19 protein-coding genes are annotated in these 22,364 nt (G+C 42.8%); all 19 read left to right on the top strand.

All coding sequences use genetic code 11. The features are described 5' to 3' along the window. Positions 1-47: 47 nt before the first annotated feature. The 19 genes from folD to ybaK all read left to right on the top strand — a co-directional run bounded on the left by folD (position 48) and on the right by ybaK (position 22,031). On the top strand, positions 48-905 hold the full coding sequence (folD, locus tag CTER_RS12580) for a bifunctional methylenetetrahydrofolate dehydrogenase/methenyltetrahydrofolate cyclohydrolase FolD (RefSeq protein WP_004625889.1): 858 nt from the start codon (positions 48-50) through the stop codon (positions 903-905). A 588-nt stretch (positions 906-1,493) separates the two neighbouring features. Then, the gene (gene rny, locus CTER_RS12575) at positions 1,494-3,029 is read left to right on the top strand and encodes a ribonuclease Y (RefSeq protein WP_004625799.1); all 1,536 of its coding nucleotides are present in this window, start codon (positions 1,494-1,496) and stop codon (positions 3,027-3,029) included. A gap of 462 nt (positions 3,030-3,491) precedes the next feature. Further along, positions 3,492-4,286, top strand: coding sequence for a TIGR00282 family metallophosphoesterase (locus tag CTER_RS12570; RefSeq protein ID WP_004625838.1), 795 nt, complete (start codon positions 3,492-3,494; stop codon positions 4,284-4,286). A 28-nt stretch (positions 4,287-4,314) separates the two neighbouring features. Continuing rightward, positions 4,315-5,151, top strand: coding sequence for a peptidoglycan editing factor PgeF (gene pgeF / locus CTER_RS12565; RefSeq protein WP_004625891.1), 837 nt, complete (start codon positions 4,315-4,317; stop codon positions 5,149-5,151). 58 nt (positions 5,152-5,209) lie between these two features. Continuing rightward, positions 5,210-6,916 (top strand): ABC transporter substrate-binding protein, encoded by a 1,707-nt coding sequence (locus CTER_RS12560; RefSeq protein ID WP_004625833.1) that lies wholly within the window; start codon positions 5,210-5,212, stop codon positions 6,914-6,916. A 44-nt stretch (positions 6,917-6,960) separates the two neighbouring features. After that, positions 6,961-7,467: a signal peptidase II gene (gene lspA, locus CTER_RS12555; RefSeq protein ID WP_004625841.1), complete on the top strand. Its 507-nt coding sequence runs from the start codon at positions 6,961-6,963 to the stop codon at positions 7,465-7,467. An 83-nt stretch (positions 7,468-7,550) separates the two neighbouring features. Then, the gene (locus CTER_RS12550; protein WP_004625734.1) at positions 7,551-8,465 is read left to right on the top strand and encodes an RluA family pseudouridine synthase; all 915 of its coding nucleotides are present in this window, start codon (positions 7,551-7,553) and stop codon (positions 8,463-8,465) included. 394 nt (positions 8,466-8,859) lie between these two features. Continuing rightward, a complete protein-coding gene (pyrR, locus tag CTER_RS12545) occupies positions 8,860-9,396 on the top strand; it encodes a bifunctional pyr operon transcriptional regulator/uracil phosphoribosyltransferase PyrR (protein ID WP_004625806.1) in 537 nt (178 codons plus the stop codon). 21 nt (positions 9,397-9,417) lie between these two features. Beyond that, the gene (locus CTER_RS12540; protein ID WP_004625791.1) at positions 9,418-10,359 is read left to right on the top strand and encodes an aspartate carbamoyltransferase catalytic subunit; all 942 of its coding nucleotides are present in this window, start codon (positions 9,418-9,420) and stop codon (positions 10,357-10,359) included. After that, complete coding sequence (locus CTER_RS12535) at positions 10,343-11,629, top strand: dihydroorotase (protein ID WP_004625726.1); 1,287 nt, start codon at positions 10,343-10,345, stop codon at positions 11,627-11,629. The genes CTER_RS12540 and CTER_RS12535 overlap by 17 nt, the downstream gene beginning before the upstream one ends. A gap of 82 nt (positions 11,630-11,711) precedes the next feature. After that, positions 11,712-12,656 carry an orotidine-5'-phosphate decarboxylase gene (pyrF, locus tag CTER_RS12530; RefSeq protein WP_004625837.1) on the top strand — a complete coding sequence of 315 codons (945 nt, stop codon included), beginning with the start codon at positions 11,712-11,714 and terminating at the stop codon, positions 12,654-12,656. 73 nt (positions 12,657-12,729) lie between these two features. Beyond that, positions 12,730-13,815 (top strand): carbamoyl phosphate synthase small subunit, encoded by a 1,086-nt coding sequence (locus tag CTER_RS12525; protein WP_004625745.1) that lies wholly within the window; start codon positions 12,730-12,732, stop codon positions 13,813-13,815. A 62-nt stretch (positions 13,816-13,877) separates the two neighbouring features. Next, positions 13,878-17,090 carry a carbamoyl-phosphate synthase large subunit gene (carB, locus tag CTER_RS12520; protein ID WP_004625818.1) on the top strand — a complete coding sequence of 1,071 codons (3,213 nt, stop codon included), beginning with the start codon at positions 13,878-13,880 and terminating at the stop codon, positions 17,088-17,090. Positions 17,091-17,104: 14 nt separating this feature from the next. Next, positions 17,105-17,902, top strand: coding sequence for a dihydroorotate dehydrogenase electron transfer subunit (locus tag CTER_RS12515; protein ID WP_004625747.1), 798 nt, complete (start codon positions 17,105-17,107; stop codon positions 17,900-17,902). A gap of 132 nt (positions 17,903-18,034) precedes the next feature. Continuing rightward, entirely contained in the window at positions 18,035-18,955 is a 921-nt protein-coding gene (locus tag CTER_RS12510) for a dihydroorotate dehydrogenase (protein WP_004625867.1), read from the top strand. Positions 18,956-19,034: 79 nt separating this feature from the next. Further along, positions 19,035-19,730: a histidine phosphatase family protein gene (locus CTER_RS12505; RefSeq protein WP_004625826.1), complete on the top strand. Its 696-nt coding sequence runs from the start codon at positions 19,035-19,037 to the stop codon at positions 19,728-19,730. Between the two features lie 92 nt (positions 19,731-19,822). Beyond that, positions 19,823-20,680: an orotate phosphoribosyltransferase gene (locus CTER_RS12500; protein WP_004625718.1), complete on the top strand. Its 858-nt coding sequence runs from the start codon at positions 19,823-19,825 to the stop codon at positions 20,678-20,680. A 73-nt stretch (positions 20,681-20,753) separates the two neighbouring features. Continuing rightward, on the top strand, positions 20,754-21,485 hold the full coding sequence (locus CTER_RS12495; protein WP_004625720.1) for a DUF1287 domain-containing protein: 732 nt from the start codon (positions 20,754-20,756) through the stop codon (positions 21,483-21,485). 69 nt (positions 21,486-21,554) lie between these two features. Continuing rightward, positions 21,555-22,031, top strand: coding sequence for a Cys-tRNA(Pro) deacylase (gene ybaK, locus CTER_RS12490; RefSeq protein ID WP_004625883.1), 477 nt, complete (start codon positions 21,555-21,557; stop codon positions 22,029-22,031). Positions 22,032-22,364: the final 333 nt, after the last annotated feature.

The following is a 22,364-nucleotide window of genomic DNA, read 5'->3' as shown; positions in this document are numbered from 1 at the left end:
GGCACTTTCCATTCAGATTGTAAATTACAAAAGAGAGGAACATTTTTATGTCGGCAAAGGTATTAAATGGAACGGAACTCGCCGGGAAGGTTAAAGCTGAGCTTAAGGAAAAAGTTGAAGAGCTTAAGCAAAAGGGCATAAATACCGGACTTGCAGTAATAATAGTGGGAGATGACCCCGCCTCAAGAGTATATGTAAATCATAAAAAAAACGACTGTGCTGAGATAGGGATTAAATCCTTCGAATATGCACTTCCTGCATCGACTTCAGAGGATGAACTGCTGGAATTGATCGAAACCTTGAACAATGACAATAGTGTTAACGGTATACTGGTTCAGCTGCCCATACCCAAACATATTAACGAGGATAGAGTTATTGCGGCAATTAATCCTCTTAAGGATGCAGATTGCTTTCACCCTGTAAATGTGGGTAATCTGATGATTGGCAGGCCGCAGTTCCTGCCGTGTACTCCTGCCGGAGTTGTGGAACTGCTGGAGGCGAATGGTATTCAAATCGCCGGAAAGAATTGTGTTGTGGTGGGAAGAAGTAATATTGTCGGAAAGCCGCAGGCTATTTTACTTCTTGCAAAAAATGCTACGGTGACCATATGCCATTCAAAGACTGCCGATATTGCTGCCGTATGCAGGAGCGCGGACATTCTGGTGGTTGCAATCGGGAAGGCCGAATTTATTAAGCCTGAATATGTCAAACCTGGTGCGGTTGTAGTTGACGTAGGAGTATCTAGAGGGGCAGACGGCAAGCTGGTGGGGGATGTGCAGTTCCAGACGGTTTCCGAAATTGCATCTGCAATAACAAAAGTTACCGGAGGAGTAGGTCCCATGACCAGGGCGATGCTGATGAAAAATACGGTAAAAGCTACTTTGCTTCAAAACAATTTATATTAAGGTTTTGTTAAGTGTTTTGTTAAGTGTTTGGTTGTGCATTGGTTTTGCTTAAGTTTTTACGTATTATTTTGGATTTTTAATTTAAAATTTTAGTGAAATGTCACAAAAAAACACGGCAATAATCCATGAAATTTTTAATTCTTGACATAAAAATTAAAAAAGATTAAAATTAACTTGATTATGGCAAGTAAGTTGGTTGTATTGTAGAAGGTAATTAATATCAGAAAACACATTTGTCAGATTAATGACTTATTGAATATAAGCTTGTTTTAGGCTAATTTATATATGCAGGTTTGTTTTACATCTCATATCGAATTTGTGTACATTTTTTAATGTACAAATATAGCCATAGGCATAAATGCTTGTTTTTTGATCGTACTGTTTGCAATGCAGTAAGGATTTTCCAGTTTCCTATCCGACTTGTTTCCAGTCATATAAGTCAATTTCCTATGATACTTTGAACATCAAAGTTTATAATTGACTAACTATTTTGAATATGAATTTTGAAATTTGAGCATTGAAAACTGAATAAGGAGGAGGTGTGTAACAATCGAACTTACAAGCATTTTAATTGGAGTCGGTGGTGGATTGGTTATCGCAGTAATTGCTTCATTTATATCTTACAAAGTCTCTTTTAACAAAGGATTTGAGGCCAGAAAGAAAGAAGCTGAGGCCACAATCGGAAGTGCCGAGCAGGAAGCTCAAAGAATAGTCGGAGAAGCTTTAAAGCAAGGTGAAGGTAAGAAGAGAGAAGCACTTCTTGAAGCTAAGGAAGAAATTCACAAGAGCAGAATTGAACTCGACAGAGATATCAAGGAAAGACGTAATGAATTTCAGAGGCAGGAAAGAAGATTGGTTCAGAAAGAAGAAACCCTTGACAAAAAGGTTGAAGCCCTTGAACATAAGGACGAGGCTTTAAACAAAAAAATCAAGGATATAGAGGTTTTACAGGAGCGTTCAGAAGAGCTTGTTAAAAAGCAAACTGAGGAACTTGAAAGAATCTCCGGTTTATCTGTAGAAGATGCAAAAGAGTACCTTCTCAGAAATATTGAAAATGAAGTTAAACATGAGGCGGCAGCTCTTATTAAGGAAATTGAGGCCAACGCGAAGCAGGAAGCAGACAGAAAGGCCAAGGACATTCTGGCCACTGCTATTCAGAAGTGCGCTGCCGATCACGTATCTGAAGCTACAGTTTCTGTAGTACCTTTACCGAATGATGAGATGAAGGGAAGAATAATTGGCCGTGAGGGAAGAAATATCAGAACTCTCGAGACATTAACAGGAATTGACCTGATTATTGATGATACATCGGAAGCGGTAATATTGTCCGGGTTTGACCCGATACGCAGAGAGGTTGCAAGATTGACACTGGAAAAGCTTATACTTGACGGTAGAATTCATCCTGCAAGGATTGAAGAAATGGTTGAAAAGGCCAAAAAGGAAGTTGACAACACTATTCGTCAGGAGGGTGACAACGCCGCATTTGAAACTGGTGTTCACGGTTTGCATCCTGAGCTTATAAGATTACTGGGTAAATTGAAATTCAGAACTAGTTATGGACAAAACGTACTTAACCATTCAATAGAGGTATCTCACTTGGCCGGAATAATGGCGGCTGAACTGGGAGTTGATGTTCCTCTTGCAAAGAGAGCCGGTTTGCTTCATGACATTGGTAAGGCTATCGACCATGAGGTTGAAGGATCACACGTTACAATCGGTGCCGATGTAGCCAAGAAATATAAAGAGGGCGCTGATGTTGTAAATGCTATCCTTTCCCATCACGGCGATGTTGAGGCTACAAGTATAGTTTCGGTGCTGGTGCAGGCTGCGGATTCAATTTCTGCTGCAAGACCCGGGGCCAGAAGAGAAACTCTTGAATCCTACATCAAACGTCTTGAGAAGCTTGAAGAAATTGCAAATTCTTTTGAAGGAGTTGAAAAGTGTTTTGCAATTCAAGCGGGTAGAGAAATAAGAATCATGGTAAAACCTGAAGTTGTAAATGATGCAGATATCGTACTCAAAGCCAGAGAAATAGTTAAAAAGATAGAAGACGAACTTGAATATCCCGGACAGATAAAGGTTACTCTGCTCAGGGAAACAAGAGCTATTGAATATGCTAAGTAATTTATACGGACCTTTAGGTTGGTTATAACAGAAAAAGCGTGGGGGGAAACCCCCACGCTTTTTTGTTATAGGCTATAGTATATTAAACTGGCTTGGAAATTTACCATCAACTTCCAATATCAATATCGGCTTCTTCAGGCATACTGTACAGTGAGAAAATAAATTCTGACGTATTTAGTGTTTTGTATTACCAAAGTCAATTACGGTTGGAAGCCTTCGCCTTCCAGGGGAATATTGCTTTAAGCCGATAATAATTGACTTTTACGCGTTTCAATGAGGCAATGGTGTATGCTGACACCCTGGATATGCCCTCGCCGCCGAAACCAAAGAGGTAAGGGTCATCTATTGCCTCGTTATAAATGTTAATGGTATAATAATATATTAGCGGACCAGTTAAAGTGTCCGGTTTTATTTGTGATTACTGTACGGAATAACCTATCTATTAGTTTTGGAGGAAATGCTTTGAAGATACTTTTTATTGGGGATATTTATGGAAACCCGGGAAGAAAGGCTGTAAAGGAATGTGTACCGCAACTGAGAAAGGAACTTGACATAGATTTTTGTATTGCAAACGGTGAGAACTGTGCCGCTGGCAGCGGAATAACATATATTATAGCACAGGAGCTGTATAAGGCCGGAGTGGACTGCATTACAATGGGCAATCACACCTGGTCCAAAAAAGAGATTCTGAATTTTATTGATTCGGATGATAAAATAATCAGACCTGCAAATTTCCCGGACAATGTACCGGGAAGGGGACATACAATACTGAAATCAAATGGCAGGGAACTGGCGGTACTGAATCTGATGGGAAGAGTGTATATGGATAGCATTGACTGTCCTTTCCTCACAGCCGACAGAGAATTGCAGATAATAAAATCAAAAACAAAGGTTGTCTTTGTTGACATGCATGCCGAAGCAACTTCGGAGAAATGCGCGCTTGCCTGGTATCTGGACGGAAAGGTCTGTTGCGTGGCCGGTACGCATACACATGTTCAGACGGCAGATGAAAGGATTCTGCCCTTTGGAACGGCAATTATATCCGATGTGGGAATGACCGGTCCATACGACGGAGTTATCGGAGTTGATAAGGAATTGATAATTGAAAGATTCATTACCAGAATGCCGCAAAAATTTGAGGTCGCCAAGGGACGGGTACAATTTTGTGCCATTTATCTGGAAGTTGATGATAAAACAGGTAAAGCCGTTAAAATAGAGCGGATCAGCAGGCTTTTTGACGATCAGCAGCTGGCTTAGTTAAAATTGCACGCATATGGAGGCGTATATGGTAGAAAGTAATGACAGAATTATCGTGCAAAAGAAATCCGATTTAAAATTTTTAGAGTTCAGAAATCTGAAAACCCACCAGGACATATTGACCCATTGTTTTACAACAAGGCTTGGAGGGGTCAGTTCAGGTGAATGTACCTCACTTAATCTCAGTTTTAACAGAAATGACAGCAGGGAAAATGTATTGGCCAATTACTGTATAATTGCCGGGGCAATGGGAGTGGATTTTGATAGAATGGTGCTTTCCCATCAGGTGCATGGCAATAAAATAAGATATGTGGGTCCGGAGGATGCCGGAAAGGGTCTGGCAAGAGAAAGTGATATCATAGGCTGCGATGGGCTTACCACCGATGTGCCGGGTATACCTCTGGTAACATTTTATGCCGACTGTGTACCTGTGCTGATGCTGGATCCTGTAAAAAAAGCCATCACGGCGGTACATTCAGGATGGAAGGGCACTTTGGCAAATATTTCCCTGGAAGCGCTGAGGCTTATGGAAGAAAAATATAAAAGCAATATGGAGGACCTGCAGGTTGCTGTCGGGCCTTCAATATGCAAAAACTGCTTTGAAGTCGGAGCAGAAGTGTATGAGTTTTTTATAAACAAATATCCCTGGTGTGATATATACATAGACAGGTGTAATGAAAAGTATCATATCGATCTGCAGCAGATAATCAAACGGGTGCTGACGGATTATGGGGTGCAGGAAAAAAACATACTGTTAAGCGATACCTGTACGAAATGCAACAGTGATGTGTTTTTTTCCTACAGGGGAGACATGGGAAAAACCGGAAGCCTTGCTGCCATAATGATGCTCAGGGAGACAATTTGAGAAACTGGAAGCAATGGGGAAAATGCTTGCAGGAAAAGACTAAAGTACGGAGAAGATTATGAAAACAATCAGTAAATTATCAATATTATTTATCATAAGTATACTCCTGGGTGCCTGTACGGTAAATCTGGAGAGGAACAAGCCTGTAGAGGACGATGTATATGAAGATAAATACGATGTTATAGATAGAGGACCTGTTAAAGGGGGCTCAATCAGACTTTTTACAACTCCGGTGGACACCCTTAACCCTGTTCTTACAAATAACGTACATGTCCAGGATTTCCTGGGACTGGTATTTGAAGGGCTTTATGCTCTGGACAGCAGTCAGCGGCCTGTTCCGGTACTGGCCAAAAGTTCCTCGCTGTCAGCCGATGGCCTGACCCTGACAATTAACCTGAGGGAAAATATAAAGTGGCACGACAAAATGCCGTTTAAAGCAGAGGATGTTGTATTTACCATCAATACATTACTGGACACAAAGATTAACAGTGTGTATTCAGTCAATGTAAAACACATTGAATCGGCAGCTGCAAGCGGGAACAGCGTTATTATAAAGCTGAAACAGCCATATTCTTTAATTAGAAATGAACTGACTTTTCCTGTTATTCCGGCACATCACTTTGTAAATGAAAAGCTGACCGATAAAAATTCAAAGGCAAATCTCACACCTGTGGGAACAGGCCCATATAGCTTCAATTCCTATAATGCCAAGACGGGAGTTAAATTGAGGCTCAGTGAAAACTGGTGGAATGCTGAAGCCTCAGCAAGTGAGGCCTCAAACAATTCATCGGCCAAAGGTGCTGAAAATTTAAATTCCGATGTAAAAAAAGCTCCGTTGAAGCTGCCCTATCTGTCCAATATCGAGATAAAGGTTTTTAACAACATAAACAGTGCAAACGCAGGCTTTCAGGCCAGGGATATTGATGTACTTCCGGCTCAGTACGGCGAGTATAGAAAGTATATTGGCCGTACCGATATGAATTTGAAACGGTTTGAGAGTAGAAATTATGAGTTCTTAACCTTAAATATCAAGAAAGGACTCTTAACAGATAAGCGCCTCAGAAATGCTCTTAATTACTTAATAAATAAAAAGAAGCTGGTAGATGAGGCGGCGACAGGAATAGCCGTACCGGCAGAATTGCCCGTCGTCCCCAATTCCTGGGTTTATCAGCTTGTGGATTTTAATGAGAAGGACGCCTTGGGCAAGGCTAAGGAATTTTTGAATCAGAGCGGATATGTGCTGGATTCTAAAAATAAGTATGTCAATAAGACAAGCAGAAAGGCACTGACATTAAAGCTGATAGTAAACCAGGAAAATTCCTTAAGATTTAACACCGCTTCGGAAATAGCTTCACAGCTTGGGAAAAGCGGTATAACGGTTCAGGTGGTTAAACTTTCCTGGGATGCTTATAAAAATGCATTAAAAACCGGTGCATATGATCTGGCATTATCCGGATATAGAATTACATCAGTACCGGATTTGTCTTTTGCGTATTCCACCCAAGAAATTCAATCGGGCCTTAATGTGGCGGGATACAGCAATCCGGAAGTTGACGGGTACCTGCAGCAGATATTGACCGAGAACAATCCGGATGCACAAAAAAATATATTTACGAAATTATTGAATACCGTACTTGATGACAGGCCATATATAGGTTTGTACTTCCTCAATGACGGTATGATGTACAGCAAGAACATCAAGGGTACGGTCAATCCTTATGTATGGAACAAGTATAATGACATTACAAAATGGTATTTACCATAATTTAACTATTTATGTGGCTGCAAGGCAGCGGGACAGGAGACTATATGATTTGGGCATTAATAATCATTGCAGGATTTGTGCTGGACAGGCTGACAAAGATTTGGGTTGTGGATTCAATTGTAGGCAATCCCATAACAGTAATCAATAATTTCTTTTATATCAGGCATTTGGAAAACGAAGGTGCAGCCTTCAGCATTTTAGAGGGAAAAACCGTATTGCTGGCCGTTATGGTATCTGTTGTGGCTCTTGTGATTTTTGGGGTAATCATAAAAAATAAGAACAAGTTCCTTCGGACAACCCTTTCAATAATACTTGCAGGTGCACTGGGAAACCTGTATGATAGAATCTTCAATGATGGGAAGGTAGTTGATTTCCTGGAGTTCCATTTCGGAAGCTATACATTTCCAACCTTTAATCTGGCAGACTGCCTTGTTGTGGTAGGAACCATATTGCTGGCAATCTATATACTGTTTATATATAAGGAGGCCAAGCCTGAAGCCGGGTCGGTGGAAAAATCCGAAGCCGCAGGTACAGACGAGGATAAAAAATAATAATTGTTGTGAGTCTTGTTTAAAACATCTGTTAAAGATTATGATTAATAAAATGTAAGTAATATTTTATAGCGGAGGCAAATTTGAAAGAAATCATACTGGAATGCGATGAAAACTCAGCACGTATAGATGCATGGCTGGCAGGGAAACTGGAGGAATACTCCAGATCATATATTCAGAAGCTATGCCAGGACGGACATATTACAGTCGATGGTGTGGGGGTAAAATCCAACTACAGGCTTAAGACGGGTGAAAGGATAACCGCCCTGATTCCTGAGGCGGAAGTACTGCAGGTAACAGCAGAAGAAATTCCACTGGATATAGTCTATGAGGATGAACATATTATTGTTATAAACAAACCCAAGGGGATGGTAGTGCATCCCGCGGCCGGAAACTATACGGGAACCCTTGTCAATGCATTAATGAAACACTGCGGTGAAAGCCTGTCCGATATTAACGGAATTATCAGACCGGGAATTGTGCACAGGATTGACAAGGATACTTCAGGTCTGCTGGTTGTAGCAAAGAATAATCATGCCCATGAATTCCTTTCAAAAAAGTTAAAGACTCACGATATCAAAAGAGAGTATATCGCTTTGGTTGAAGGTATTATATATGAAAGCACAGGCAAAATAGATGCGCCTATAGGCAGACATCCTGTTGAAAGAAAGAAAATGAGCGTTAACGTGAAGTCGGGGCGGAATGCCGTAACCCACTTCAAGGTGCTGGATAGGTTTCCTGCTGCAACCTATCTGGAGCTAAAGCTGGAAACCGGCAGGACTCACCAGATAAGAGTACACATGGCATATATAAATCACCCTGTCATCGGGGATGAAGTATATGGCAGGAAAAAGCAGAGATTTGATACCCGGGGACAGGTGCTGCACGCCAGGAGACTCACCCTTGAGCATCCTGCGACCGGAGAGCTGATGGAATTTGAAGTACCTGTGCCGGATTATTTCACCCGGCTTATACAGGAGTTGAAGGAAGTAAGGTAATGGTGTATTAAACTCCCGTTAGTCAGGCAGGATTTTTGTTAAAAAAGTTATGGACAACATTAACTTGTTATGTTATGATTTTAAGAAATAAATGGTTTACCTTTAAATTAGTCCAGAGAGGCTATAAGGTGAGAGATATTAAACTTAACATGAATTCTTTATAATCAATGCTGATTCGGATAAAGTATACCTGTTCAGCATCCGGATTATATTTGATATGTTTAAGCTTCTTGCCTATGGCGGGAAGCTTTTTTGGTTCTGTTAAATTAAATCAACCGGCTGGATTTTAGCAGAAAATAATGCAATGAAAGAAATAAGACTTTTAAGAAATTGAAAATAGCTAATATTAAATAATTAAGATGGATTTTTAGCATAAAAAGAGAGGATGATCAGGATGCAGAAAACAGAAATAATGGATGAAAGCGCAGTAAGCAGGGCTATTACAAGGATTTCCCATGAGATAATTGAAAAAAACAAGGGAATTGAAAATCTTGTGCTGATTGGAATTCAGAGAAGAGGAGTACCGCTGGCCAAGAGAATAGCAGACAAGATCAAAAGTGTTGAGAACAGTGAAATTCCGGTAGGCATACTGGACATAACGCTTTACCGTGATGACCTGAGTTTGTTGAATGAGCATCCTGTAATTAACGGAACTGAAATTAATTTTGATATTGCCAACAAGAAGGTGGTTCTGGTAGATGATGTCATATATACCGGGAGAACAGTCAGAGCCGCAATTGATGCCATAATGGACATAAACAGGCCACAGATGATCCAGCTTGCGGTACTCATCGACAGGGGCCACCGTGAATTGCCCATAAGAGCCGATTATGTGGGCAAAAATGTACCCACCTCAAGAAGTGAGATAGTTCATGTAAATGTGCTTGAGATTGACGGAGAGAACAGTGTAACCATATCAAACAAGGAATAAGAAAGGCTAACGGAGGTTACTATGAATCTAAAATCTAAAGATTTGCTTGGACTTAGAGATATTACGGCAGAAGAGATAGAATATATCCTTAATACTGCAAAAACAATGAAATACATCATTACCACAAACAATAAGAAAACTGCTCATCTTCAGGGGAAATCGGTAATTACGCTTTTCTATGAAAACAGTACCAGAACCAGGCTTTCCTTTGAACTGGCATCAAAATACATGGGGGCCAACGCTGCCAATATTTCAGCTTCCGGCAGCAGTGTCCAAAAGGGTGAAAGTCTCATAGACACAGGAAAAACCATAGACAGCATGGGCTCGGATGTCATAATAATAAGACACCCCATGTCAGGAGCGCCCCATCTGTTGGCCCAAAACGTAAAATCCTCGGTAATAAATGCCGGGGATGGGATGAATGAACATCCTACACAGGCATTGCTGGACATGTTCACCATGGTTGAAAAAAAAGGAAGCCTGAAGGGCTTAAAGGTTGCTATCGTCGGGGATATTCTTCACAGCAGAGTGGCGAGAAGCAATATCTGGGGACTCACCAAAATGGGTGCCGAAGTAAATATAGCCGGACCGGCAACACTGATACCGCCCGGCATAGAAAAACTCGGAGTCAACGTTTTCAGCACAGTACAGGAGGCATTACTGGATGCCGATGTGGTAATGGGCTTAAGGATACAGCTGGAACGTCAAAAGAAAGGCTTATTCCCATCAATCAGAGAATATTCAAGATTCTTTGGTCTGGACGACAAGCGTCTGAAACTGGCCAGGGAGGATGCCATAGTTATGCACCCCGGCCCTGTTAACAGGGGAGTGGAGCTTTCATCAATGGTTATGGACGGAGATCAGTCCACAATAAATGAGCAGGTCACAAACGGTGTTGCAATAAGGATGGCTTTACTATATCTATTGACCAGGAGGGGAACAGCAAATGAAGTTATTGATTAAAAATGGACATGTTATTGATGCTAAAAGTGGCTTGGACAAGGTTACCGATATACTGGCGGACGAGGGCCTTATAGCGGATATCGGGGAAGATATAGATCCGACAGGCTGTGAAATCATTGAAGCAGACGGAATGTACGTTATACCCGGGCTTGTTGATGCTCACTGCCATCTGAGGGATCCGGGCTTTGAATACAAGGAAGATATAGAGTCGGGAACCAGAAGTGCCGCAAAGGGCGGTTTTACCTCGGTAGCCTGCATGCCCAACACAAATCCCGTACTTGATAATGAAGCAATGATCAAATACGTCATAAATAAGGCAAAAGCGGAAGGGCTGGTAAACGTATACCCTATCGGCGCCGTATCAAAAGGACTTAAAGGAGAGGAATTAAGTGAAATAGGCGAACTGAAATTTGCGGGGGCGGTTGCTCTTTCAGATGACGGGAAACCTGTAAACAACTCTTCATTAATGAAAAAAGCAATGCAGTACGCATCTATGTTTGATATAACCATAATATCACACTGTGAGGATCTGGATCTGGTGGATGAAGGACTTATGAATGAAGGCTATTACTCATCGGTACTGGGGTTGAAGGGAAATCCCGCACCCGCCGAGGAAGTAATGATTGCAAGAGACCTTATACTTGCGGAATACACCAGGGCAGCAGTCCATATAGCACATGTAAGCACCGAACTTGGAGTCGATCTCATCAGAAATGCAAAAAGACGCGGCGTCAATGTAACCGCAGAGACCTGTCCCCACTATTTTTCACTGACAGATCAGGCCTGTGAAGGCTTCAATACAAATGCAAAAGTAAATCCCCCCTTAAGGACTCAAAAGGATGTTGATGCAATTATTGAGGGCTTGAAGGACGGAACATTGGATATAATTTCAACCGATCACGCTCCTCATCACAGGGATGAAAAAAATGTTGAATTCAAACAGGCCGCAAACGGTCTGGTGGGCTTTGAAACGGCATTTCCTCTCGCAATAACCTGTCTTGTCAAACCGGGACATCTCACTTTAAAGCAATTGGTTCAAAAAATGTGTGCAAACCCCTCCAAAATGCTGGGCCTGAACAAGGGAACAATTGAAGTCGGATTCAGTGCAGACCTTATGATATTCAATATAAATGAACAATATACGGTTGACATCAACAAGCTGGAATCAAAGGGCAAAAATTCACCCTATAACGGCTATAAACTATTCGGACAGCCTCAATATACAATTGTTGGCGGCAATCCTGTAGTAAGGTCAGGACAGATAGTCTAGTACAATATTCTGCATACTGCCGGCCCTTTTGCAAACTATTTATGCCGCTGCCTGAAGCGGCGGAATGGAGAGAACGATTAATATGTTTATTGACAAACTCATTGAAAGTATCAAGGAAAAGAACAATCCAACGGTAGTGGGGCTTGATCCCAAAATTGAATATGTACCTTCCTTCATTAAGGAAAAAGCTTTTAAAGAATTCGGAGTGACCTTAAAAGGTGCGGCACAGGCCATCATACAATTTAACAAACAGCTTGTGGATGCGGTTTATGACCAGGTACCTGCAGTAAAGCCGCAGCTTGCCTATTATGAAATGTATGGTATTGAGGGTATGATAGCCTTTGACGAGACCTGCAGGTATGCCAGGGGCAAAGGCCTTCTGGTCATAGCAGACGGGAAGAGGAATGACATCGGTACAACAGCCGAAGCCTATTCAAGGGCATTTTTGGGAGAAACGGTTCTGGCGGATGGGATAAAACAAAAGGCCTTTGATGCGGATGCACTCACTGTCAGCCCATATCTCGGCATAGACGGTATCAAACCCTTTATAGACGACTGTGATAAACATGAAAAGGGTATATTCGTACTTGTCAAAACCTCCAACAAATCCTCGGGGCAGCTTCAGGACCTGGTTACACAGGATTGCAGAAGCATTTATGAAATAATGGCTTCATATGTAAATGAATGGGGAAAAAATGTCAGGGGACAGTATGGCTACAGCAGCGTGGGAGCGGTTGTGGGGGCCACCTATCCAAACCAGGCAAAGCTGCTGCGTTCAATTATGAAACACGCATATATTCTTGTACCGGGCTACGGCGCACAGGGCGGAACTGCAAGGGACTGTGTCAACAACTTTAACAGCGACGGTCTGGGGGCCATAGTCAATGCCTCAAGGAGTATAATGTGCGCATATATGTCGGATAACTGGAAGAACCTGTACAGTGAAGATAAGTTTGCAGAAGCTGCGAGAGCTGAAGTAATCAGAATGAAGGAAGATTTAAACAGTGCTCTTGCCGGATATAGATAAAAAGAAATAAAATTATTTTGTCCCGTATGACCGGTGGGACAGCCACCGGCACATGGGTGTCATGGAGGTTACAATGAAGGCATTTTTACTGCTTGAAGATGGAACGGTTTTTGAGGGAAACAGTTTTGGAAAGGAAGGAAAGGTAGTAGGTGAAGTAGTATTCAACACCGGCATGACAGGATATCAGGAAGTTCTGACCGATCCCTCCTACTGCGGACAGATTGTCTGCATGACTTACCCGCTGATAGGCAATTACGGAGTTAACCTTGATGATATTGAATCCGTAAAGCCCCAGGTAAAGGGGTTTATAGTAAGAGAACTTTGTAAGACGCCCAGCAACTGGAGATCCATAGAATCCCTCAATGAATATTTGAAGAGACATGGGATAATCGGGCTGGAAGGTATAGATACAAGGGCACTTACCATAATATTGAGAAACAGGGGAACAATGAAGGGGACCATAGTCACCTGTGAGACTCTTGAGGAAATTGAAGAAAAAATAGCTGAAGTTAAAGCCTATACCGTAAGCAATCCGGTTTTGCAGGTTACAACTCCCGAAATAAAACATTACAGCGGAGAAGGCTACAAAATCGCACTGCTGGATTACGGTCTCAAGAAAAACATCGTTAGATCACTGCAAAAAAGGAACTGTGAGGTATATGTATTCCCATGTACGGCTACTGCAGAGGAGGTTCTCACTGTTGAACCAGACGGAATAATGCTGTCAAACGGACCGGGAGATCCAAAGGATTGCAGGTTTCAGATAGATAATATTAAAAAGCTGATAGGTAAAAAGCCCATTTTCGGAATATGCCTGGGACATCAGCTCACTGCACTTGCCAACGGAGCCGATACCGAAAAGCTCAAATACGGCCATAGAGGCTGCAACCATCCTGTCAAAGATATTGAAAAGGATATGACTTACATCACTTCTCAAAACCATGGGTATACCATCATAAAAGAATCACTTGATCCGGAAATAATGAAAATAAGCCATATAAATATGAATGACGGAACCATAGAAGGTCTTAAATATAAAAATGCCCCCATGTTTACGGTGCAATTCCATCCTGAAGCATCGCCGGGACCGGGGGATACGGCTTATCTCTTTGACGAGTTTATTAAAATGATCGATGAAGCCGGCAGCTTGAACAAATAGACAAAACACAAATGCTTTTCGTTAGTTAATAACAGCCGCACAGCGGCAGATCGGAGAATAGAATGCCAAGACGTAATGATATTCACAAGGTATTGGTTATCGGGTCAGGCCCTATCATAATAGGCCAGGCAGCCGAGTTTGACTATGCAGGAACCCAGGCATGCCAGGCACTTAAGGAAGAAGGAATCGAAGTTGTACTTGTAAACAGCAATCCTGCTACAATTATGACTGATACAAATATAGCGGATAAGGTATATATTGAACCACTGAAAGCCGAGGTTGTAAAGAATATTATCCTGAAGGAAAAGCCGGACAGCATACTGCCCACTCTGGGAGGCCAGACCGGACTTAATCTTGCAATGGAACTGGCTGAATCAGGTTTTCTGGAAGCACAGGGTGTAAAGCTGCTTGGAACTGCAACCGAAGCAATTAAAATGGCTGAGGACAGGCAGGATTTCAAGGATACCATGGAACGCATAGGTGAACCCTGTATTGCCAGCAAGGTTGTCACTACCATAGAGGATGCCGTAGCTTTTGCAAAGGAAATTGAATACCCTGTCATTGTAAGACCGGCGTACACACTTGGCGGCACGGGCGGCGGAATTGTCAACAACGAAGAGGAACTGAAGGAAACAGGCGGTCATGGACTACGGCTCAGCCGCGTTCATCAGGTTTTGATTGAAAAATGTATTGCCGGCTGGAAGGAAATAGAATATGAAGTAATGCGTGACAGCAAGGGAAATGTAATCACCGTATGCAATATGGAAAACATTGATCCCGTCGGTGTACATACGGGTGACAGCATAGTCGTGGCACCTTCTCAGACCCTGGCAGACAAGGAATATCAGATGCTGAGGACCTCTGCCCTGAAAATAATATCGGCGCTTGGAATACAGGGCGGCTGTAATGTTCAGTACGCACTGCACCCCACAAGCTTTGAGTACGCAGTCATCGAGGTTAACCCAAGAGTCAGCCGGTCTTCGGCTTTGGCCTCCAAGGCAACGGGTTACCCAATCGCAAAGGTTGCCTCAAAGATAGCCATCGGATACGGCCTGGATGAGATAAAAAATGCGGTTACCGGCAAGACTTATGCCTGCTTTGAGCCCACCCTGGACTATGTGGTTGTAAAGATACCAAAATGGCCTTTCGACAAGTTTGTCAGAGCAAAAAGAACACTTGGGACACAGATGAAGGCAACCGGAGAGGTAATGTCCATCAGCAGCTCCTTTGAGGCGGCTTTAATGAAAGCCATACGGTCACTGGAACTGGGTATATTCACACTTGAACAGGATATTTATAAAAAACTTGAAGGAAATGAGCTGGTAAGAAAGCTCTCAGATATAAATGACGAAAGAATTTTTGTAATAGCGGAGGCAATACGCCGCTCGGTCACCCTGGAAGAAATTTATGAAATAACAAAAATAGATTATTTCTTCCTATGCAAGATAAAGGAACTTGTGTTGATGGAAGAAAAGCTGAAGTCCTATACACCCGGCCAGCTGACAGGGGATATTTTAAGAAAAGCCAAGAAAATGGGCTTTACAGACAGAGTAATCGCCAAACTGACGGGGACAACAAAGGAGAATATAACAAACCTGAGAAAACAGCAGGGAATTATGGCAGCCTACAAAATGGTTGACACCTGTGCGGCTGAATTTGAGGCGGCAACTCCGTATTACTATTCCACCTATGACAATAACTCCGAAGTCAAGCAATCCTCCAGGGAAAAGGTTCTTGTGCTGGGATCGGGCCCTATCAGGATCGGGCAGGGAATAGAATTTGACTACTGTTCGGTTCACTCTGTCTGGGCACTTAAGGAAATGGGTTACGAAACCATAATAGCAAACAACAACCCCGAGACAGTAAGCACCGACTTTGATACTGCCGATAAGCTGTATTTTGAACCGCTTACACCCGAGGATGTGCAGAATATAGTTGAAGCAGAAAATCCCAAGGGAGCTATAGTCCAGTTCGGAGGCCAGACAGCCATAAAGCTGACAAAAGCACTGGATGAGATGGGTGTAAGGATATTCGGAACAGAGCCTGAAAATGTAGACGCTGCCGAAGACAGGGAAAAGTTTGACGAAATACTGGAAAAGACAGGTATTCCGAGGCCCCAGGGCAAGACAATATTTACACTTGAGGAGGCACTTGCAGCCGCAAACGAGTTGGGCTATCCCGTACTTGTAAGACCTTCCTACGTACTGGGCGGGCAGGGTATGGAAATTGCCTTTAACGACAGGGATGTAGCTGAATTTATGGAGATAATAAACAGAACCGTGCAGGAGCACCCCATCCTCGTTGATAAATACATGATGGGTAAGGAAATAGAAGTAGACGCCATCTGCGACGGTGAAAACATATTGATACCAGGTATAATGGAGCACCTTGAAAGAGCGGGGGTACACTCTGGTGACAGTATTTCGGTATATCCCACCCAGACGGTCAGTGACAAAATTAAAAAAGTCATTGTGGATTATACTGAAAGGCTTGCAAAGGCTCTCAATGTAATAGGACTTGTAAATATACAGTATGTTGTCTACAACAATGAAGTTTACGTAATAGAAGTCAATCCAAGGTCAAGCCGTACAGTACCCTATATAAGCAAGGTTACGGGAATACCAATGGTAAATCTGGCTACCAGGTGCATGATGGGAATGAAGCTGGGTGATTTCAGATTTGGAACCGGTCTCTACAAGGAGCCCGAATATGTATCTGTTAAAGTACCGGTGTTCTCCTTTGAAAAGCTTCATGACGTGGATATCAGTCTGGGGCCTGAAATGAAATCCACCGGTGAGGTTCTGGGAATCGCCGATAATTTCCCTGAAGCGCTTTATAAGGGTATCATAGCATCGGGGATCAGGCTGCCTCAAAAAGGCGACGGAATATTGATGACGGTAAGGGATACCGACAAGCCCGAGCTTGTGGGAATAGCGGAAGAATTTGAAAAGCTGGGCTTTACCCTGTACGCAACAGGCAAGACAGCTCACATGCTGAACCACAACGGTATTGCCACAAATGCGGTCAAGAAGCTGGATGAAGGTTCACCCAACATACTTGACCTGATACAGTCAGGCAAGCTGGGAATGATCATAAATACTCCTACAAAAGGCAGAAAGCCGGACAGGGATGGCTTCAAAATAAGAAGAAAAGCCGTTGAAATGTCAATTCCATGTCTGACATCACTTGATACGGCTTCTGCAATAATCAGATGTCTCAAGCTGGGCAAGACCGAAGGCCAGCTTGAAGTGCTGAACCTGAGTATATTTGAATAGAAATGGAGATAACCATGAAGAAAGTTCTTACTGAACAGATTGCAGACCTGGAAAAGCTCTGTGACGATGTGTACAAAATGACCGTCAGATCGGAGTATGTGGCACAGAATGCTGCACCGGGCCAGTTTGTCAATGTGAAGTGCGGAGGCATAGAGGCTTTTCTCAGAAGACCTATAAGCATTTGCGACGTGGACAGGGCAAACAGCACCTTTGATATTGTTTTTCAGGTAAAGGGCAACGGGACCGAGAGGCTGAGCTGCAAATGTACAGGCGAGGTTGATATTATGGCTCCGTTGGGAAAGCCCTTTGAAATAGATGACAGGTATAAAAGCATTGTTGTTGTTGGAGGCGGAATAGGTACCTTTCCTCTGCTGTATCTTTTAAACAGCAGTAAAGCGGAAGAAAAGACAGCTTTGCTGGGTTTCAGGACAAAAACCTCCGTGGTGCTGGAAAACCGGTTCAGGGCCGCGGCACAGCATGTGGAAATAGCCACCGATGACGGTACTTACGGAAAGCAGGCTTTTGTCACAGAACTGCTGGAGCAGCGTATACTCGGCCAAAAGCCCGATATAGTGTATACCTGCGGCCCCGGCATCATGATGCGCAAGGTGGCAGCTATAGCAGAAAAAAATGGTATTCCCTGCCAGGTCTCCATGGAGCAGAGAATGGGCTGCGGAATAGGTGCCTGTCTGGTCTGTGCCTGCAAGACCAAAAAGGGAGAGGATGACTGGGGTTTCGCTCATGTTTGCAAGGACGGCCCGGTATTCTGGAGCACAGACATCTGCTGGGACCAATGCGAAGATAGCAGATAGTGCGTACATCACTTGCCTTCGCATATGAAAAACGCAGGCGTTTTTCCCCGGTGTAGTGCATAGAGGCATACGCCGGGGAGCTTGGCGCATTAAAAAACCACTGACATTTAGATGTACAGATTGGAGAGTAATATGTCAAATAACATTGATCTTAGTGTAAATATAGCAGGAATCAGTTTTAAAAATCCGGTCATCATGGCATCAGGCACCTACGGCTTTGGACATGAATACAGTGAATATATTGATTTGAATACTCTTGGCGGGATATCCGTGAAGGGACTTACCCTGAAAGAACGGAAAGGCAATCCTCCGCCCAGAATAGCCGAAACTCCGGCAGGCATACTCAACAGTGTGGGGCTTCAGAACCCGGGAGTTGAGGTGTTTAAAAAGCATGACCTGCCCTTTCTGAAACAATTCGATACAAGGGTAATCGCCAATATAGCCGGAAATACCATAGAAGAGTACTGTGAAATGGCCGAGATACTTGGAGATTCGGAAATTGATGCCATTGAGCTCAATGTTTCCTGCCCCAATGTAAAGGCCGGAGGACTGGCCTTTGGCACCGATCCGCTGCTTATTGAGGAAATAACGTCGGCTGTAAAGAGATACTGTAAGCAGCCTTTAATTGTAAAGCTCTCGCCAAATGTGGGAGACATAAAATCTATGGCCAGAGCGGCCGAAGCGGCTGGGGCGGATTGTGTATCACTTATAAATACAATACTGGGAATGGCAATTGATATTCATAGAAAAAAACCGGTGCTTGCAAATAATTTCGGAGGGCTTTCAGGGCCTGCCGTAAAGCCTGTAGCCGTAAGAATGGTGTATGAGGCCGCCCATGCGGTCAAAATACCTGTGATCGGTATGGGCGGCATAGCCTGCGGTGATGATGCGGTGGAGTTCCTGCTTGCGGGTGCGGCCGCGGTCATGGTCGGCACAGCCAACTTTATTAATCCTGCCGTACCTTTGGACATTATTTCGGGACTGAAAGAATACATGAAGAAATACCGATACAGTAATTTAAAGGATATCACAGGCAAGCTGGAATTAAATTAATCCTTTGTGCCGGTTAATAATATGTGAAAAGTTTGGTATAATTAAACCGAAGGTAACAATTTTTGCATTGGAGGATGAGATGATAACCAGACTTATTTTTGTAAGACACGCAGAGGCGGAGGGCAATATTAACAGACGTTTTCATGGATGGTTTGACAGCAGGATAACCGAAAAGGGCCACAAACAGGCCTTGAAAGTTGCCGAAAGGCTGGCTTCCATGCCTATTGATATAATATATTCAAGCAGTTTGACCCGTACCTTGCAGACGGCACAGTATATTGCCGATGTAAAGCAGCTTCCCATAATCCGTACCGATAAGCTGAGGGAGATAAACGGAGGGGATTGGGAGGATATGCCTTTCGATCAGCTTCCGGTACTGTACCCCAAAGAAAATAAAACCTGGGAGGAAGAGCCGCATCTTCATCAAATGCCTAACGGGGAATGTGTTTCAGAGTTTTATGACAGGCTTATTGGGGAAGTAAAGCATATTATCAGCAGCAACCCGGGAAAAAATATCTGTATTGTGACCCACGGGGCAGCAATACGCACCATGCTTTGCAGATTTTACGGACAGAAGCTTGAGTATATTAAAAATATATTCTGGCATGATAATACTTCGGTTACCGTAGTAGATTACGATGATAAAAAGGATGAATTTGAAGTGCTGATGGAAGGCGATACAGAACATCTTGGTTTTGAATTGAGCACAATAGAAAATCAGGAATGGTGGCAGGAATTTATGGAAGAAAAGCGCAAGCAAAATAAACTGAAATGAGAAATATAAACGGCAAGTGCTGTAAAGATGGATTTGTGCAATTTGCACATTGGCAGATTCATTTTTATTGTGCCAGCGGAAATGGAGCTTAAATGGAAAAAAATAAACTTATAACCTGGCTTTTCAAAACAAATGCAGTCAGAGTATGCCCTGAAAACAAGCCATTCTGGTACACATCATCCAAGATCGGCCCTTATTATATAAATACCCACTTCCTTTACGGCAGTGAGGAAAAGGCCAACAGCCTGCTGAAAGTGATTGATGTCTGCAAGGAAAACAAGCTTGGATGTTCTGAGATAGTTTTGCAGCTTGCCCGCAAAAATTTTGAAACCGATGAGATTTTCAAGGGTCTAATTTCTTCAATGTGTGAGTATATTAAAAGTAATTTCAATATGAAAAATATCGGTTACATATCAGGGGGAGAAAGAAGAGACTGGTTTTTTTCACTGATAATAGCGGATATGCTTAAAATTCCGCATATAACAATATTTAAGGACCTGACGGCTGTTTTGTTTCAGAAGGGTGTATCATCTGAGGTTAAGGATATAAAAAACGAAAATGTCCTTCATATAGCTGATATAATAACCGAGGCTTCCAGCTACACCAGAGCATGGATACCGGCTGTCCAGTCCCTGAACGGAAATTTGAAATACAGTCTGGTGGTTGTCGACAGACTTCAGGGCGGTGCAGAAAAGCTCAATGGTGCCGGAGTGGAATCACATGCTTTGATGAATGTTGACAAAGACCTGTTCAACGGGGCCTTGGATGAAAATTACATTACCGGGCAACAGCATAAAATGCTTATGGATTATCTTGAAAGACCCACTGAAACTATGAGGGCTTTCCTTGTGGAACATCCGGAATTCATTCAAAATTCTCTGCAGGCTGATCCAAAGACTGCCGAAAGAACAAGGATATGTATAGAACAGAACATTTACGGATTATCCTGATCGGCAGGTTAGGCACAAGGAAGATTCCAATGACGGATAATCCGGTTATTTATAGCTGGAAACGGGGATCGGTATGAAAAATGGCTTTTTACGAAACATAAAAAACAGCGGCAGAAAAAATATTATTACAGCGTCCATAGTATTGGCATTGGGATTTGCAGCTCTATTGGGCTACAACAAAATTGTTTATCTGGATGCTTTTTTCTTTTTAAAAGGTAAGGTTACTGTTGAAAAGATAGTTTGTGAAGGGGATATGGACGGGGATGGTATCTCCGACATGGATGACATAGTCCAGGGTGCCAGGAAGGAAGTACTTAACCGGACAAAATACCAGAGTACCTATTATGAAGGAGGATACCCTCCCGAGTGGGAAGGAGTCTGTACCGATGTTATCTGGCGGGCGTTGAAAAATGCAGGGTATGATTTAAAAAGCAATATGGACAGGGATATTCTTGACAATACTGAAGATTATAAAAATGGTGTAAAGGTACCCGATCCCAATATCGATTTCAGGCGTGTAAAAAACCAGATAGTATTCTTTGAAAAGTATGCCGAAAGCCTGACATGGGAAGTTAAACCCTATGACAAAAAGAACCTGTACCAATGGCAGCCCGGCGATATAGTGGTATTGAACAGGTCCGACCATGTGGCCATAGTGTCTGATAAAAGACGCAAGGACGGAGTGCCGTACATCATACACAATGCCAGTACCGTAGCGGTTGAGGAAGAAAATATTCTGCTGAAGTGGAGCAAGAGCGGCCGGATTATCGGTCATTTCAGGTTTCCAGAGGAGCAGCTGGAATAAAAGTAAAAAGGATATGGGGAAAGGGATTTTTTTTGATATACTGATGCAATAACAGGAGGAAACATCAATATGGGAATTCAAAAGACGAATGTTATGAGAATATTGGATAGTGCGCATATTCCATATAATACATATACCTATGAAAACAGGGACGGGGCTATAGACGGGGTTTCGGTGGCCAATAAGATCGGACAGCCCGAAGAAAAGGTATATAAAACTCTTGTTACAAGAGGTGCCAGCAAGAATTTCTTCATTTTTGTCATTCCTGTGGGTAAGGAACTGAATCTTAAGGCCGCGGCAAAATCGGTGGGCGAAAAGTCGGTCGAAATGATCAGAATGGATGAAATAAACAGGGTAACCGGCTATATTAGAGGAGGCTGCTCGCCCATAGGAATGAAAAAGGATTACACGACGGTTGTGGACAGCTCCTGTGGGAATATTGACTCAATAATATTCAGTGCGGGAAAAATCGGCTTTCAGGTAGAGATAAAGCCCCATGAGCTGGTTGATTTTATAAAAGCCGGTGTCGCACCTGTAATAGACTAATGTTCAGGACTTTGCTGTGAAGTTGAGTGTCATTAAACTCATTGCACCAATGATATTTTGTTTTGCTTTACAGATAGATTTAATTAGAATCAACTGGTACGTGAGTACAACTTCATGAAATAGGATGCACGGTTAAAAACAATTGAGATAAATTGTCGACGAAGGTAAAGCGGTTCTGCCGGCAAAGCAGCAGGAGGCGGCTTTGAGCTTCAAATCGAGACAGGATGTCGAGTTTGAGCGGCGGCAAAACCGCTTTAAATGAGGCGATACAATTTTCACAATTGTTTTGGGGCATCTCTATTTTATGAAGTTAGTACGGAAGTACAGTTGATA

It is taken from the genome of Ruminiclostridium cellobioparum subsp. termitidis CT1112 (genome assembly GCF_000350485.1).
In the GTDB taxonomy this organism is placed as follows: Bacteria; Bacillota; Clostridia; order Acetivibrionales; family DSM-1351; genus Ruminiclostridium; species Ruminiclostridium termitidis.
This window is presented reverse-complemented; position numbering and strand designations above follow the sequence as displayed.

Coding starts and splice junctions, on each gene's coding strand:
- pgeF (WP_004625891.1), top strand. CDS start 4,315: ATGGTAGAAAGTAATGACAGAATTATCGTGCAAAAGAAATCCGATTTA.
- CTER_RS12525 (WP_004625745.1), top strand. CDS start 12,730: ATGAAGGCATTTTTACTGCTTGAAGATGGAACGGTTTTTGAGGGAAAC.
- pyrF (WP_004625837.1), top strand. CDS start 11,712: ATGTTTATTGACAAACTCATTGAAAGTATCAAGGAAAAGAACAATCCA.
- CTER_RS12495 (WP_004625720.1), top strand. CDS start 20,754: ATGAAAAATGGCTTTTTACGAAACATAAAAAACAGCGGCAGAAAAAAT.
- CTER_RS12540 (WP_004625791.1), top strand. CDS start 9,418: ATGAATCTAAAATCTAAAGATTTGCTTGGACTTAGAGATATTACGGCA.
- ybaK (WP_004625883.1), top strand. CDS start 21,555: ATGGGAATTCAAAAGACGAATGTTATGAGAATATTGGATAGTGCGCAT.
- CTER_RS12535 (WP_004625726.1), top strand. CDS start 10,343: ATGAAGTTATTGATTAAAAATGGACATGTTATTGATGCTAAAAGTGGC.
- CTER_RS12510 (WP_004625867.1), top strand. CDS start 18,035: ATGTCAAATAACATTGATCTTAGTGTAAATATAGCAGGAATCAGTTTT.
- pyrR (WP_004625806.1), top strand. CDS start 8,860: ATGCAGAAAACAGAAATAATGGATGAAAGCGCAGTAAGCAGGGCTATT.
- lspA (WP_004625841.1), top strand. CDS start 6,961: ATGATTTGGGCATTAATAATCATTGCAGGATTTGTGCTGGACAGGCTG.
- folD (WP_004625889.1), top strand. CDS start 48: ATGTCGGCAAAGGTATTAAATGGAACGGAACTCGCCGGGAAGGTTAAA.
- CTER_RS12500 (WP_004625718.1), top strand. CDS start 19,823: ATGGAAAAAAATAAACTTATAACCTGGCTTTTCAAAACAAATGCAGTC.
- CTER_RS12505 (WP_004625826.1), top strand. CDS start 19,035: ATGATAACCAGACTTATTTTTGTAAGACACGCAGAGGCGGAGGGCAAT.
- CTER_RS12560 (WP_004625833.1), top strand. CDS start 5,210: ATGAAAACAATCAGTAAATTATCAATATTATTTATCATAAGTATACTC.
- CTER_RS12515 (WP_004625747.1), top strand. CDS start 17,105: ATGAAGAAAGTTCTTACTGAACAGATTGCAGACCTGGAAAAGCTCTGT.
- carB (WP_004625818.1), top strand. CDS start 13,878: ATGCCAAGACGTAATGATATTCACAAGGTATTGGTTATCGGGTCAGGC.